This is a genomic window from Streptomyces sp. M92 (assembly GCF_028473745.1).
GTDB lineage: Bacteria > Actinomycetota > Actinomycetes > Streptomycetales > Streptomycetaceae > Streptomyces.
In genome coordinates this window covers 3,320,401-3,336,735 of record NZ_CP101137.1, presented here as the reverse complement: position 1 = coordinate 3,336,735, position 16,335 = coordinate 3,320,401, and the positions used below count along the sequence as shown (strand labels likewise).

The window sequence follows — 16,335 nt, the reverse complement described above, 5'->3', positions numbered from 1 at the left end:
CGTACGGTTCAGCCGAGGACGCGCTCCAGGGCGTCGGCGTAGAGCCGGGCCCCTGAGACCTTCGGGTGGAAGGACTTCATCGACGGCTCGACGCCGCCGTTGTCGTACGCCGCCTTGCCCGACAGCACGATCCCGTTGATGGACTCCGGGTCACCGCAGATGGCCTTGCCCTCGAACTCGGCGGCCGGGTTGACGAACGTCGCACCCACCGCAGCGGCCGCGTTGCCCATCTCGTCCGCCAGGTGCGGAGCCACTACGTCGTTCAGCCAGGGAGCCTCCTCGGTGCCGATGCCCGGGATGCACTGACCGTTGCCGCTGAGCAGCGGCGGGTAGCCCACCAGGACGATCTCGGCGTTCGGTGCCCTGGTCTTGATCTGGTTCAGCACCTTGACGATGCGCGGCTTGACCTGGTCGGTGATCCACCCAGGAAGGAAGTCCTTGAGCGGACCGGTCTTCTCACCGGTCTTCTCACCGGTGTCCGGGTCTTCCTTGTCGATCTCCGCGTCCTGGCACAGCTTCAGCCCGGCCGCGTAGATGCACTCCTTGATCACCGGAACGAACAGCGAGTCGTTGCCGCCGATGGCGATGGTCACCATGTCGGTGTTCTGGTCGAGGTAGCCGAGGTCCACCTGCGGCAGTGAGTCGCTGTTGTACTGCGTCTTACCGCCGGACCAGATGTTGTAGGTACGGGCTCCCGAACAGGCCACGAAGGACAGGTCGATGTTGCCGTACCGGTCGGCGACCGAACCGACGGACTCGGAGCGGCCGGGCAGCTTCGCCTGACGGACCCAGGCGTGCTCGGACCTGTGGCAGCCGTTGCCGATCTTCGATCCGACGTCCTCCCGGTAGTCCGTCTCCGGGTAGTAGCTGTCGCCGCCGTCCGGTGACGCGCCCTCGCCGGAGGCGAAGGAGTCACCCATGCCGACCACATGGGTGGGCTTGGAGCCCAGCGGCTGGAAGGCGACGGCGTCCCAGGCGATGTCCCGGCCGTCCTCCCGCGTGATGTTCGACAGGGACACCTTGGCCTGGCCGGTGAATTTGAACGCGCCCAGGGACCGCCACTCGTTGGAGCGGATGCGTTGCGGAGCGACGCGGTGGGGCGAGCTCGAGTCGGTCCCGTAGACCGTGTACTTCGCCTGCTGGGAGCGGGCGGCGATGCTCGGCATGTGGACCAGGACGCGGTTCCAGCCGGAGACGGAGGTGGGAGCGGTCCAGGTTCCGGTGACCTTCATCCGGCTCGCGTCGGGGTCCTGCGGTGTGCGGGTGGTGGAGAACCACAGATGGTTGCCGCGGCCTGCCCCGATCTGGTGGGTGTTCATCCGGCCGGACGCGGTGGAGAAGTCGAAGGCGAACGTGCCGTCGCTGTCCGCGTACGAGGAGCATCGTCGTGCGTTACTGCCGGCCAGCTGGGTACCGCTGTTGACGTTGTCGACGACCACGGTGCCGCTGGGCAGACCGTCCGAGCACCGAGGCGGGTGCGAGTTGCCGTCCGCCTCCTCGGGGTAGGTGTCGTTGAACCGGAAGAGTTCGTGCCCGCACTGGCCGGCTTCGCAGCTCTTCCACTCCACACTCGTGCTCCACCAGCACTTCCAGTCGGTGCGCTGGCAGGGGCCCGTGGCGGGAGAGTCGTTGGAGGCGCCGTCACCGATCTTGGAGGGGTCGCACTGGTTGCTGCCGGTGCAGAACAGGTCGGCCGGGGGCTTGACGGTCGTACGGTTCAAACTGCTGGTCCACCAGGCGGCGCGGTAGCCGTGGACCATCTTGCCGGGCTCTTCGAGGGCCTCCAGCGGGCGGGCCGCCCAACCGAGGACCTTCTCCGGGTAGGGCCAGTACTGCGGCTCGGCGGCGTGGCTGTAGTCGTCACCGCCGCCCGCGTTCTCCAGGAACGGCGTGCGGTTGGGCCGGTAGGTGGGGTTGGCGGGGTTGTTGGCCCAGCCCACGCCCCACTGTCCGTCGTTCTCCCCCGCTTGCGACTGGGGATAGAAGCCGGAGTTGTAGGCCCACAGTGCGAAGAACCAGTTCTCCAGGCCGGCCGGGTCGCCGTTGTTGATGACCATCCCCGCGTTGCGGGTCTGGTTCCACTTCTCGGCCAGGATGTTCACGCCGCCGGCGACGTTCGCCGTGTAGTCCAGCGCGACCGCCTCCTGGTAGGCCCGCGGCTTGGACGGCCTGACCGTGCCGTCCGGATACGGCTTGTTGGGCAGCCGCATCCCGTCGGTGACCTGCGTGATGCCGTAGCCGCAGTCCGCTTCTCGCCAGTTGATGGCCCAGGGGTCGTCCACCCCGCCGTGCGCGTCGTGGACCAGCCCGTAGTAGTTGCCGATCAGGCTGTTGGCGGTGGTGCCGGGGGCCGCGTAGCGGGTGGCCTGCCACATGTTGGATTCCTGGGCTGTGATGCCGAGGAACACCTGAGCCGGAATGCGTCCGCCGCCGGACAGCGGCGTCAGGCCGCCGACCAGGGCCTGCGGACGGTAGGAGCCCATGCCCATGTTCTTCCAGTCAGCGGGCCGGTACACGTGCTGGTCGAGCGTCCCCTCGATCGCGCGGTTCACCGCCCACTCGATCTGGCGGGGCTTCGGCTGGAACGCCTGCTTCTCCGGGTTGCCGCGCTCCACCGAGCAGGTGCGGACGCTCTCGGGCTCCGCGATGGATGTCGCGGAGGCGGCGGTGCTCACCCCGGACGTCGTCGCTCCGGACGAGGCCGACCCTTCGCCCTGCGCCTTCGCTCCGGGCTTCTTACCGGCGGTGGTGGGAGAGACACCGGTGCCGGCCGCCTCGTTGTCGTTGAGGGTGGCGGCCTCGGGGTGGGCCTCCATCACCGGCTCGTTGCCGGTCGGAAGGTGGTGCAGGCTGATCGTCGCCGACCGGGCCTTGTCGTACTCGTCCGCACGGATGCGGTGGTCCCGGCCGTCCGCCCAGGCGGACTTGGTCGCCGCGCGGCCCTTGGTGGAGGCGACGGCGTCCTTCTGGATGCCGCCGGGGTTGCGGACGCTCTCGGGCAGCGTGCCCACCGTCTTCGCCTTGCCGGTGACGATCGCGGTGCCGTCGGCGCTGCGAGTGAGGTCGAAGTCGGTGAGGTTCCCCTTCACCAGCACCCTGGGCTTGCCGCCGCCGGGCGGGAGGTACTTGACCTCGGAGGTGGACTTGAGGGCGCCGGGCCCGCCGTCCGCCGCCGCGGAAGCCGTCCTCGTGCGTTGCCGGTCGAGGAAGGCGATACCGCCCTCGGCGGTCAGCGACAGGTTGAACGGCACGTTGTCCGTTCGCGTCAGCAGCTCGGTCCTGCCGTTCTTCCCGACCTTCACGACCGCGTTGCCCTGGGCCGCGACGATGCCGCGCTCGGTGGGTACGGCGGAGGTCACCTGACCCTTGACCGTCGTCGGCTCGGACGTCTTGCCGGTCCGGGCGTTCACAGTGATCAGCCGGGTCTCGTTCTTGTCCGGCGTCGTCTTCTCGTCCGTGTACTGCGAGATGACGCCCTCGTCACCCGCGCCGCAGCCAGGGGAGAAGTAGGCCAGGCTGCCCTGGTGCCGCAGCTTGGTGACCTTGCCGTTCGTCAGGTCGACGGCGGCGGTGAAGGCACCGCGAGCCATCAGTTCCTGCTCGTTGGTGAACGTGCGTGGCGCATAGGCGACCAGCGCGTACTTGCCGGACCCGGTGACACAGGCGTTGCCGATCCAGGTGTCCGTGTCGAAGAAGCCGGGCTCCGACAGCGTCGCGGCGGTCTTCCACCGGTAGCCCTCCGCCTCCTTGGCGACGAGCAGATGGAAACCGGTCGCGTCACCGGTCGTGGTCCAGGCCAGGTCGTCGGACTTCTTGTACTGGGAGCCGAGGACCTTGGCACGCTGCTCGGCCGGGACGCGGTCCTTGTGCCCCTGCTTGTCCTCGGCGGGCTTCGGCTGCGGCGTGTCGCTCCATCCCGACACCGCTTTGTCGTCGGGCTTGTCGTCGGCCAGGGCCGGTGTGGCCGTACCGAGCGCGACCGCCATGGCGACGGCGCAGGTGACCGGTATACGCGCGGGTCTCAGTTTCCGGCGTAGGCGCATCAAGGGCTCTCCGTTCGTCTTCTGGTGGGGGTTCGCCATCACGTCTGGCCGTTCTTGACGATCAGCGCGCGCAAGCCGTGCTGAAGGTATTCGCCGTACGTCATGGGCCGGTTCTTCACTTCCTCGGTCGCGCCGGCCGGTACGAACGGCTCGATGACGCCGGTGTGCCCGCCGTTGAGGAAGAACGGCAGGGACAGCCGCTCCGCGTTCACGAACTTCACGCGATGGTTCGGCGCCGGGAAGTAGTCGTTGGTGATGTGGCTCATGTAGGTGCCGCAGTTCACGAGGAAGTTCTCCTCGGACGTCGGCAGGTCCTGCCAGCCGTCGACCGTCTCGACCTGCAGGTTCTGCACCTGGGTCTGGAACAGCACGGTGATCAGCGAGACGTCCAGATGGTCGTCGAAGCTCAGCTTGGTGCCGTCTTCCGCCGTTTTCACCGGCGGGTAGTCCTCGAGCCTGGGGTAGCGGATCAGCGACACGGAGGAGAGCGTGTCGGCCTCGGCCAGCAGGGTGTCGAAGAAGTGCTCGGGCCGGCCCAGCGCCAGCGCGACGCCGCGCATGATCCCCGTGGACAGCCGGAGCATGTCCCGGTAGTACTGCTCGCAGAACGGCCGGAACCGCGGATGCCTGTCCTCGTTGGGCCAGATGTTGACCTCGTGCATCGGCGTGCCGGACCTGATCATCGGATGGTCGTCGCTGAACGACGGGTTCAGGTAGCAGAAGGACTCGACGGCCTTCTTGCCCTTGACGGCCATGTAGTAGCCGTTGCGCACGTGGGGGTTGTCCCGGTTGTACGCGTGGATGGCCAGCTCGTACTTCTCCTGGTCGGTCATGTTCCGGTGGAACTCGTTGACCACGTCCTGCAGCAGTCCGACGTCGATTCCGTGGTGGGACGCGTAGAAGAACCCGGACTCGCGGCAGGCGTGGTGGATCTCCTCCGCGACGCGCTTCTTTCCGCTCGGGTCGTCGCCGAACAGCGGCGAGACGTCAATCGTCGGCACCTGCGCCGACCGCATCAGAACTGGCATGAAGCCCTCCATGGACTGAACACCTAGCGTCGGCGCTCGGTGCTGGTGATCGAGATGCGCTCGCACATCTCGGAGACCAGACGCTCGTTCCGTACCCACGAGTGGTGGGTGGCGTCGTGCAACACGTGCGTCTCGATCGACTTCGCGGGCAGGAGCGTGTCCAGGCAGTTGTACGGCGACCGCAGGTAGAACTCGTAGAGTCGGCGCTGCCGGTCGTCGCGGACGACGTCGTTCGGTTCACCCGCCTTGAACAGCACCAGGTCGTTGACCTGTTCGCCGAAGCGTTCCAGGTCCGCCCGGTCGGGGTCGTAGTAGTGGTTGATCGGGTCGAGGATGTCCTCGGCCTCGGGGAGTCCGATGGCGGCCGACCCGTGCCGCGCGTTGAAGTACGGGTCGATGAGGAACAGCCGCTCGACCGCCTCGCCCGCGCGGGCCAGCCGCAACGACACCTCAAGGGCGAGTACCCCTCCGAAACTCCAGCCGAGGAAGCTGTAGGGGCCCGAGGGAAGCAGCGTCCGGATGTGCTCCAGGTACCAGTCGGCCAGGGACTCGAAGGAGTCCATGGGAGTGTGCAGGTGCACGTTGTTGAACAGCACCAGCCGGTACTCGGGCAGACGCCGGGCGATATTGCTCAGGTAGCTTTCCGCGCCTCCCTCGCCGGGGGGAAGGACGAACAGCGTCCGCTCCACCGGCTGCTCTGCGTTGACCAGGATGTAGGGGTCGAATCCCCCCTCCGTGGTGACCGGTGGCATCGGCCGCGGCTGCGTGGCCGACTCACCCGCCACCGTCGCGGTGTGTGCCACCAGCCGCTCCAGCTCCCGGTGCAGCGCGTGGGCGAACCGCTCCGTGTCCGCCGGGCCGAGGCGGCTGTCGACCACGGTGACCAGGCGTCCGTCGGCGCACCTCATCGTCACGTCCAGGCCGAACTGGTCGGCCCCCCGGTTGCGGTCGGAGATGTTGCTGCCGGACAGCGTGGAGTCCAGCCGCCAGCCCGTCGGCCGGCCCGGCTCCGTCCGGCCGTCGTTCGCGATGTGTCCCAGATAGTTGAAACTGACCGGCGCGAGCGGCGCCCGCTCGCTGCCGTACCTGCCGAACAGCGCGCCGTAACCGATGCCGCGGTGCGGCACGCGGCGGATGGCGTTCCGCGTGGCGAGGACACTGCGCGCGAGGTCGTCCTGGTCCACCTCGACGGCGAGCGGGTACATGGTCGTGAACCAGCCGAGCGTGTCCCGGACCTCTGGGGCCCCCTCGAAGCTCTCGCGACCGTGGCCCTCCACCGTGATGTGGTTCGTCGCCCGCCCGGTGACCGACCGCAACGCCAGCCCCGTCGCCGTCAGGAGCAGGTCGTTCATGTCGGTGTCGTACGCCCAGTGGCTTTCGGTGAGCAGGGTCCGGGTCTGAGACTGACTGAGCGCGAACTCCTCGCGGCAGGTCGGCTCGTCGGGTCGGGCGGACAGTTCGTGGTGCTCCGCCGAGCCCAGGCCGGCGACGACGTCGCTCCACAGCCGTCGCTCCTCCTCGCCGGGTTCGTAGGCGCGCAGGGCCTGCACCCACTGGCGGTAGCTGCTCGTCTTCCGTCCCAGCTCACCCCCGTGGTAGAGGATCTCCAGGTCCTGCGTCAGGATGTGCCAGCTCACGGTGTCGACGACCAGATGGTGGAGGGCGAACCAGATCCTGGCGCTTCCGTCGTCGAAGCCGTGGAGGTACGCGGCGCAGGCGATCGGGCCGTGCTGGAGGTCGAAACCGCTCTGCCACTGGGCGAGCTGTCTGTCGATCTCCTCCTTGTCGAGGCTCCGCACGTCCAGTTCGTGCAGCACGATCGGCTCGTCATCGCCGGCATAGGTCTGCGTGACGCCGGTCCGTGCGGCGCCCTCGCCGTCGAAGCCTCCGTAGCGCAGGCTGAAGGCGTCGTGATGGGCGACCAGCCGGTCCAGCGCGGCACGGAGCCTGGGCAGGTCGAGCGGAGGTGTCGTGATGGCGAAGTTGTGGTTCCACCAGTGGCGGTCGGCGAGCGGTTTGGCGAAGAACCACTGCTGGACGGGCAGGAGCGGGCAGTCGCCGGTCAGTCGGCCCTGCTCGGGGGCCTCGCCCTCGTCCTCGGGTGCGGGCTCGGGGCCGGCCAGCACCTGCTCCACGAACTGCCGGACGGTCGGCGCGTCGAAGACGTCCTTGACACTGATCCTGCGCCGGGCCTCCCACTGCACCTGACCGGCCAGGTGCAGCGCGCTGATGCTGTCGCCGCCCGAACGGAAGAAGTCGTCGTCGATGCCGACCGTGGCGCCGCCCGGCAGCTGTGCGCTCCACAGCTGGCACAGGCGCGCCTCGGTGCGGGTGCGCGGGGCGACGTAGGCCGCCCGTTTCACCGGGAAGCCGACGTGGGGCAACGCCTTGGTGTCGAGCTTGCCGTTGATGGTCATGGGCAGCGCACCGGCGATCCGGACGAGGAACGACGGCAGCATCCCGGGTGCCAGCCTCGACCGGAGGGTCTTGTGGATCGCGGCCTCGTCCACCTCCGCGTCGTCGACGGTGACGTAGTAGCCGACGAGCCTCCTGCTGTCCGGCGTGCGCTCGTCCGCGGCGGCGACGACGGCGCATTCGTGCACCTCGGGACAGGCGGCCAGGGCGGCCTCCACTTCGCCCAGCTCGATGCGCAGTCCGTTGATCTTGACCTGTGCGTCGTTGCGCCCGACGTACTCGATCTCGCCGTCCAGGGTGCGCCTGACGACGTCCCCGGTCCGGTAGAGCGTCGCGAGCCGGCCGGCACGGCGCTCGGCCTCGGTCCTGAACGGGTTGGGCACGAAGCGCTCACGGGTGAGTTCGGGCCGGTTGAGGTACCCGTCCGTGACGCACTCGCCGCCCACGTACAGTTCGCCGACCGCGCCGGGGGGAAGCGGCTGCAGCCCTTCGCCGAGGACGAACAGCCTCGTGTTGCCCAGTGGTTCGCCGAAACTGTTGCGGTAGGGCTCGCCGGGCTCGAAGCGGCGGCCGGTGTTGTAGACGGCCGTCTCGGTGGTTCCGTAGGCGTTGACGAGGGGCCCGGAGTACTCGCGCCTGATCCGGTCGAAGTGGCGCTTGTGGAAGGCCTCACCCGCGACCAGGACACACCGCAGCCCCGGCAGCCGGGCGAGGTCGAACTGCTGGATCTGGGTCGGCGTGCCGCTCACGTAGGTGAGCCCGGCCCGGTTCGCGTAGGCGTAGAAGCCGTCGTCCTGTACCAGTGACGGCGGTGGGACGATGAGCGTGTGGCCCGTCAGGACCGACAGTGCCAGCTGCTCGATCGAGAAGTCGAACACGTAGTTCGACAGGAACAGCACACCCTCGCGTGAGGTGTCCGGGTCCGGGAAGTAGCGCCGGGCCACCTGCGCGCGGAAGCCGTCCACCGCACGGTGCGGGACGCGTACCGCCTTGGGCGTCCCCGTGGTCCCGGATGTGTAGATCGCGTACGCCAGGTCGTCGCCGGTGGCCGACGCGTCCGGGTTCTGCCGCGCCTGCTCGTCGGTCGGCGGCTTCTCGACGTCGAGGACCGCCGTCCCGTCCCCGCCGGCCAGGGCGCGCAGGCGTCCGCAGTGCGCCTCGCCTGCCAGCACCACGGCGGTGCCGGTGTCCTCCAGCATGAACGCGATCCGCTCGTCGGGGTAGCCCGGATCGATCGGCACGTAGGCCGCACCGGCCTTCCACACCGCCAGGATCGCCACGATCATCAGCTCGCTCTTGTCCAGCACCAGACCGACCAGGTCGCCCGGCCGCAGCGGAACCACGGACCGCACGTAGTGCGCCAGCTGGTTGGCGCGCGCGTTCAGCTCCCGATAGGTCAACCGGTTCTCGCCGTACACCACCGCGATCTCGTCCGGCCACGCCTCCACCACCTCCTCGAACACCGCGTGGAGCGGTCGGCGGCCCTCCTCGGGGGCCGGTGCGATGGCGGCGCCCGCACCGGGGGCGGCGACGCGTGTGACGTCGGACAGCCGGCTGTGGTCCGCGTGGGTCGCGAGCCGGACGAACTCCGTCAGGATGTGCTGGAACGAGGAGACGAAACCCTCGGCACCGGCGTCGTCGAACAGTGATGCGGCATAGGTCAGGTTGCCCGCGACACCGCCGCCGGACGTCTCGGTCAGTGTGGCCGACAGATCGAACTTGGTGGTGGTCCAGCCGCCGCTGTCCGGTTGGTAGGCGGACAGCGGGGACCGGTTCCCGGGCGTCGCCGGGTCGTCGGCACGAGGCTGCTCCGTCACGTTCTCCAGCGTGAAGTTGTGCTGCACAACGGGGTGGCGACTGGGGTCCTGTGCGACGTCGAGTTCCTTGACGAGTTGCTCGAACGGCAGCTCACCGTGGACCTGGGCGGCCACGACGCTCCGGCCGACGGCACGGACGTAGTCCATGAGTGTGGCGTCGGCGTCGACGTGGACGCGCAACGGCAGCAGGTTCGCGAAGAAGCCGATGGTGCGGTCGAACTCCGGGTGTCCGCGGTTGGCCGACGGCGTACCGACGACCAGGTCGTTCCGCCCGGTGTAGGTGTTGAGCATGAGACACCAGGCGCCCAGCAGCACGCTGTAGAGGCTCACCCTGGCCGACTGCGCCAGATCCCTCAGGGACTGGGCCGTCTCCTCGGGGATGACGAACTCGAACTCCCGGCCGCGGTGGTCGAACCGGGCGGGGCGCGGTTTGTCCGCAGGCATGTCGACCGGCTCGAACCCTTCCAGGGCGTGCGTCCAGAACTCCGTCAGCGCCGACAGCCTCGGCCCGGTCAGGAACTGGCGCTGCCACACGGCGAAGTCCGCGTACGAGGCACCGGCCCGGGCCGGCTCGGCCTCCGGCACTCCTTGGAGCAGGGAGAGCAGCTCCTGCCTGAAGACGTTCCACGACCACCCGTCGACGCAGGTGTGGTGGAAGACGATGCTCAGGTACAGGCATCCGGGTGCGTCGTCGACCTCGAAGAGGGCTGCGCGGAACGGCAGTTCCTCGTCCAGCCGGAACACGTGCCCGGCACACTCCAGCAGCATCCTGTCCAGCTCGGCGGTGTCGGCCACCTGATGAACGGGGACGTCGAACCGGTCCGCCAGGTCCTGTGTGGCCACCGTGTACTGCCGCCGGACACCGTCCTTGTCCCGTCCCAGCAGGGTGCGCAGCGCCGGATGGCGGCGCACCAGGGTCCCCAGCGCCTCGCGCACGTCGTCCCGCGTCAGCGCCTCGTGGGTCGTGATGCGCAAGGCGAAGGGAACGTTGTAGGCGTCGGTGCCGCCCTCGAACTCGTCGATGAACAGCAGCCGCTCCTGGGCCAGCGAGACCAGGGGGTGCGCGGCGCCGGCGGCACGCCCGGTCGCGGATGCCGCGAAACCGTCGTCGGCCCGTGCGGCCGACTCACGGATGTGCTTGGCCTGCGCCTGAAGCGTCGTGTGCTGGAGCACGGTCGCGACGCCGAGGCCGCGGCCGAAGCCGGTGGTGATGGCCTGTGCGAGCACCATCGCGCGCAGGCTGTCGCCGCCGAGGGCGAAGAAGTCGTCCCGCACGCTGACGCGGTCCGCGGCGATGCCCAGCACCGTGGCCCAGATCCCGCACAGCTTGACCTCGACGTCGTTGGAGGGCGGGACGTACTCGGCCCCCTCGCCGGAGCCGAAGTCCGTGGCCGGCAGCCGCTGGGGGTCGAGCTTCCCACTGGGGGTCACCGGGATGTCCGTGATCCGGATGATGCGGGAGGGCACGACGGCTTCGGGCAGCTTCCGGCGCATCCACCGCGTGACGTCCTGCTCGTCGAGTTCCCGGTCGCAGACGTAGAAGCCGACGAGGTACTTCTGCGCCACGCCGGTCATCGACGCCCGGTGCTCGCGGGCGATCACCAGCGCCCGGGTCACGCCCGGGTACGAGGACAGGGCCGTCTCGACCTCGCCGAGTTCGACACGCTGCCCACGGATCTTGACCTGCATGTCGGTACGGCCCAGGCACTCCAGCTCACCGTTGGGCAGCCAGCGGACCAGGTCGCCCGTCTTGTACAGGCGCGCGTTGTACCCCGCCTCCCGCTCCTGCGGCGTCCGGAACGGGTTGTCCACGAACCGGTCCGCGGTCAGCTCGTCCCGGCCCAGGTACCCGCGGGTGACACCGACACCGCCGATGAACAGCTCACCCATCCCGCCGACCGGCACGCGCTGCATCGACTTGTTGAGCACGTAGGCGGCGGTGTTGGCCACGGGGTGGCCGATGCTCTTGGTGGCGCGTCGCTCGCCCGGCTCGTAAGGCCTCTTGTGGCTCGTGATCGAGATCTCCGTGGGGCCGTACCCGTTGATGATGGTCCCACGGAACATGCCGCGGATCCGGTTGAAAACCGGCTCGGTGAAGTCCTCACCGATGGCGTCGATGCGGGTCAGGGACGTGGTCGTCGTGTAGTCGTACAGGGAGAGGACCGACGGCGTCCCGGAGAGGTAGGTGACGTTCTCGTCGTTGATGCAGCGGTAGAGGCGCTCGGCGTCCGTACGCATCGTGTCGTCGAGCACCACCAGCTTCTGACCGTTGAGCAGCGCGTCGGTCATCTGCTCGACGAAGTGGTCGAAGACGTAGTTGGAGAACGACAGGAACGCCTCGTCCCCCTCGCTCTTGCTCAGCCCGAACAGTTGCGCGAGGGAGAACTGGAGGTTGACCACGCCCTGGTGCTCGACGAGCACCGCCTTGGGCCTGCCGGTGGTACCGGAGGTGTAGATCGCGTAGGCCAGGTCGGTACTGGTGACCGAAGTGACCGGGTTCTCGGTCGACCGGTACCCCATCGGCAGTCGTTCGACGTCGAGCACCGTGGTCCCGGCCGGGCCCGTCAGGGCGTGCAGCCGCTCGCGGTGCGCCTCACCCGTGAGCACCAGACCGGCCCGGGTGTCCTCCAGCATGAACGCGATCCGCTCGTCGGGGTAGCCCGGATCGATCGGCACGTAGGCCGCACCGGCCTTCCACACCGCCAGGATCGCCACGATCATCAGCTCGTTCTTGTCCAGCACCAGACCGACCAGGTCGCCCGGCCGCAGCGGAACCACGGACCGCACGTAGTGCGCCAGCTGGTTGGCGCGCGCGTTCAGCTCCCGATAGGTCAACCGGTTCTCGCCGTACACCACCGCGATCTCGTCCGGCCACGCCTCCACCACCTCCTCGAACACCGCGTGGAGGGTCTTGTCGGCGGGGAACGCGCGCTCCGTGCGGTTCCAGCGGTCGAAGCGCTCGATCATGGCCGGCGAGACGAGTTCGAGCCGGTCGACGGCCTGGGTGATGTCCGCGGTCACCTGGTCGAAGAGTGTCCGGGTCACCTCCAGGAGCATGTCGATGACGGAGTCGTCGAAGAGTTCGCCCGCGTACCACAGGGCGACCGTCAGTTCGTCGCCCTCCTCGCGGGCCACGACGGCCAGGGGGTAGTCGACCTTGTCGGCGTCGTACGCCTTCTCGTAGCGCAGCTGTTCCTGGTGTGCGCGCTCCTCCTCCTCGTCCAGGAGCCGCGGGTAGTTCTCCAGCACGAGCAGCGTGTCGAACAGCCGGCGCTTCATGTCGCCGGTCTCCAGCCGGCCCAGTTCCACGGCGCTCTTGCCGGTCATGGTGTTCACGGCGGCCTGGATCTCGCTGATGGCCGTGCCGACACTCGTCGCCGACTGGTCGTCGTGGTTGACGATCAGCGGCAGGGTGTTGATGAACAGCCCGGCCGAGTTCTCGATCCCGTCGATGTGGGGGTTGCGGCCCGACACGATCGTGCCGACCACCGTCGTGTTGCCACCGCCGATGGCGTACAGCACCTTGTGCCACACGAACTGCAACACCGAGTGCAGGGTGACCCGCTGGGCGGCGCACACCGCCTTGAGCGCGTCGGTGGCCTCCGCGCCGAGGTGCAGCTTCCTCGTCCGGTGCTCACGTACGTGGTCGTACTCGCTCAGGGCGACCTGGTACCGGATCTCCTCCTTGACCAGACCGGCGAAGTCGCCGCGCACGTCGATGCGTTCGACCTGGCTCGTCCAGTACTCGATGTCGTCGTTCCGGTGCGCCTCCCAGTCCCGTTGCGCCGCCATGTACGCGCTGTCCACCACCGGGGCGATCTCGGCGCCTTGCAACAGACGCAGGTAGACGCGGTGCACGTCGTCGTGGAGCACGGGCAGACTCCACCCGTCCAGGATGATGTGGTGACAGCTGAAGAGCAGCGAGAACAGGTCCTCGCGCTGCTTGATCAGATAGACGCGGAACAACCGGTTGTCGGCCGGGTCGTAGGGCTCGGTCCGGTCGCGCTCCTGCAGCTCCTTGATGCGGGCGTCCTGCTCGGTGCGGTCCACCACGTCGGAGAGGTCGACGAATCGCCAGTCGTGGGGCTTGTCGTCGTGGTCGACGACCTGAAGGGGCTCCTCACCCCACTCGAAACGCAGCCTCAGCGTGGGGTACTTGCGTCGGGCGTGCTGCCACGCCTCCCTCATCAGGTCGGGACGGATGCGGCAGTGGTAGCGATGCACCGACTGCATGACGTATGCGTCGTCGCCGTGTCCGCGCTTGAGGGCGTGGTAGAGCAGGCCCTGCTGGAGGCCGTTCGCCACGAGCCTGACGGACTCGCCCTCGGCCGGCAGCTCCTCGACGGCCGCCGACGGCTGCCGCGGTGCCTCGTTCCGCCGCTGCCCCAGGTGGTGCGCGAGCGCGCCCAGCGTTCTGAGGCCGAACACGTCCTGGACGCTGACGTACACGCCCAGCCGCTCGCGCACCCGGGCGATGAGCAGGATGCAGGAGATGCTCTGACCGCCGAGCCGGAAGAAGTCGTCGTCGCCGCCGATCCGTGACGCCGGGACACCGAGGACCGTGCTCCAGATCTCGCGCAGCTCGTCCAGGACACCTCCGTCCCGCCGCCCCTGGCTGCCCTGCCCGGTCGCCTCCGCCGTCCCGCCGGGCCGGACGACGTCCACTTCGGGCAGGGCACGCCGGTCGGGCTTGCCGTTGACGTTCACCGGGATGGTGTCCAGGCGGACCATGCGGGCCGGGACCATGATCCGAATCAGCCGCTGCTCCAGGAAGGCCAGCAGCTCGCCCTCGGTGACCCGGGCCGAGGGGTCGGTGGTGTAGTACCCGACGAGGTGGCGGTCCAGGGCCCCGCCGGCCCCTTGCCGGGCCACGACGACGCACGTGCGGACCCCGGGATACTCGGTCGCGTGCGCCTCTATCTCGCCCGGTTCGACACGGACGCCGTTCAGCTTCAGCTGGAAGTCGGCACGGCCGAGGAACTCCACCTCGCCGGACGGCAGCATCCGTGCCAGGTCACCGGTCCGGTAGATCCGGCTGTTGAGCCCGCGTGCCACGTCGTGGTCCGAGGCGAACGGGTTCGGCCTGAACCGCTCGGCGGTGAGGTCGTCCCGGTTCAGATAGCCCGGCGCGACACCGCTTCCGCCGATGTACAGCTCACCGATGGCCCCGATCGGCAGCTGCTTCAGGTTCTGGCTCAGCACGTACCACTTGACGTTCCGCACCGGCCGGCCGAGGCCGCGGTCCTTGCGCTCCGCGACGCCCGGCGGGAACTCCTTGACGGCGGTGACGAAGGCCGCCTCCGTGAAGGCGTACTCGTTGACGACGAGCCCGGAGAACCTCTCTCGGAGCTGGCGGAGCCCTGCCGCCGTGAGCTCCTCCCCCACCAGCAGCAGCTTCTTGAGGCTCGGGCAGCGGCTCAGGTCGAAGTGCTGCAGGACGGAACCGGTGGCGTTGAGGTACGTCACCCCGTGGTGCTCGATGTACGCGGGGAACCGGTCGGGATCCAGTCTGACCTCGTCCGGGACGACGACCAGCGTCTGCTCGTTGGCGAGCGCGATCAGGGTCTGTCTCAGGTGGGGTTCGAAGACGTACGAGGCGAAGAGGGCGACGCGCTCCTCGCCGGGCCGGCGCATATCGTACCGCTCGGACAGGTCCACGATGCTGTTCACGACGCTGTCGTGGTACTTGGGTACGCCGTTGGGCGTGCCCGTGGTGCCGGACGTGTACGTGACGTAGGCCAGGTCACCGCTGCTCACCGGCAGCCGCGGGGCCTGGCGGACGGCGTCCGTGGCCGCGTCCTGCTCGGCGAGCACGGACTCGATCCCGATGACGCGCACGGCCGGTTGCCGAGGGCCCAGTATCTCCGTCAGCCGCTGTACGTGGTGGCGGTTGGTGATGACACGGCTCAGGCCGGTGTCGGCGACGATGAACCGCACGCGGTCGTCCGGGTAGGCCGGGTCGATCGGAACGTAGGCGGCGCCCGACTTCCAGATGCCGAGGGTGGCGAGGACCCCCAGGTCGCTCTTGTCGAGGTACAGCCCGACCAGCTCCCCCGGCCGCACCGCCGCCCGCGGGCCGAGCAGCCAGTGCGCGACCTGGTTCGACCGCTCGTCGACCTCCCGGTAGGTCAGGCGGGTGTCGCCGAAGACGACGGCAAGGCGGTCGGGTGATCGCCGGGCGGCCTCCTCGACCAGGTGGTTGAGCCGCTTGCCCGACAAGAACTCTCCGTCGGTGTCGTTCCACTCGCGCAGCTGCTCCCGCTGCGCACCGGAGACCAGCTCGATGTCGGCGACGAGACTGTCGGGACGGCTGAGGAACTGGGCGAACACTTCACCCAGGACGTCCAGGACGCCGGCGATCGTCGTGTCGTCGAACAGCATCCCCTCGTAGGCCAGTGTCCATCGAAGGCAGCCCTCCGCCTCGTCGTCCCGGACGACGAGGCAGAGCGGGGACGCGGGCAGGTCCCTCAGCGCCACTTCGCGGTCGGTGAGGACGAGCAGGGCGTCGAAGTGGCCGCGGCCCAGCAGCTCCGGCCCACTGATCCGGGCATCGGGGTCACTCAGTGCGTCGTCGAGCTCTCCGACGGCCGCGAGGCAGGTGAGCCGGGCCTGCCGGTCGTGGTCCACCACGACCGGCAGGACACGTGCCTGCCGCGGGTCCGGCGTCCGCACGGCGTCGATCAGGGCCGCGACCGTCCGGTTCCCGTGGCCGTAGGCACGCATGACGCAGTGCAGGGCGGCGAGGGCGTACGCGCCGACCGAGACCCCGTCGTGGTCACGCAGTGCGTCCCGCAGCGCGACGTAGTCCTGCCCCTCGACGAGCAGTTCCCTCTTCCGTGTGGCGCGCACGTCGGGGTCGTCGTCCCGCACGGCGATCCTGTTGCGCCACTCGTCCTTCAGGAGCATTTCCAGATCACAGCGCTCGCTCGACATCCCCTCAAGGCGGGTAGTCCAGTCCGCGGCGGTCTTCGGGTACCGTGCTGACATCATTCGTGGGCTCTCCGTCGTACAGGAAGTGTGCGAACGCGCCGT

At 68.9% G+C, this 16,335-nt stretch carries 3 protein-coding genes; all 3 read right to left on the bottom strand.

Translation table 11 applies throughout. The features are described 5' to 3' along the window. Positions 1-8 precede the first annotated feature (8 nt). Positions 9-3,986 (bottom strand): golvesin C-terminal-like domain-containing protein, encoded by a 3,978-nt coding sequence (locus tag M6G08_RS15230; protein ID WP_272587709.1) that lies wholly within the window; start codon positions 3,984-3,986, stop codon positions 9-11. 95 nt (positions 3,987-4,081) lie between these two features. Further along, on the bottom strand, positions 4,082-5,071 hold the full coding sequence (locus M6G08_RS15225; protein WP_272587708.1) for a 2OG-Fe(II) oxygenase family protein: 990 nt from the start codon (positions 5,069-5,071) through the stop codon (positions 4,082-4,084). A 23-nt stretch (positions 5,072-5,094) separates the two neighbouring features. After that, on the bottom strand, positions 5,095-16,209 hold the full coding sequence (locus tag M6G08_RS15220) for a non-ribosomal peptide synthetase (RefSeq protein WP_272587707.1): 11,115 nt from the start codon (positions 16,207-16,209) through the stop codon (positions 5,095-5,097). Positions 16,210-16,335: the final 126 nt, after the last annotated feature.

Bases quoted from the DNA above. Each gene is read 5' to 3' on its own strand.
- M6G08_RS15230 (WP_272587709.1), bottom strand. From the start codon at position 3,986: ATGGCGGTCGCGCTCGGTACGGCCACACCGGCCCTGGCCGACGACAAG.
- M6G08_RS15225 (WP_272587708.1), bottom strand. From the start codon at position 5,071: ATGCCAGTTCTGATGCGGTCGGCGCAGGTGCCGACGATTGACGTCTCG.
- M6G08_RS15220 (WP_272587707.1), bottom strand. From the start codon at position 16,209: ATGCTCCTGAAGGACGAGTGGCGCAACAGGATCGCCGTGCGGGACGAC.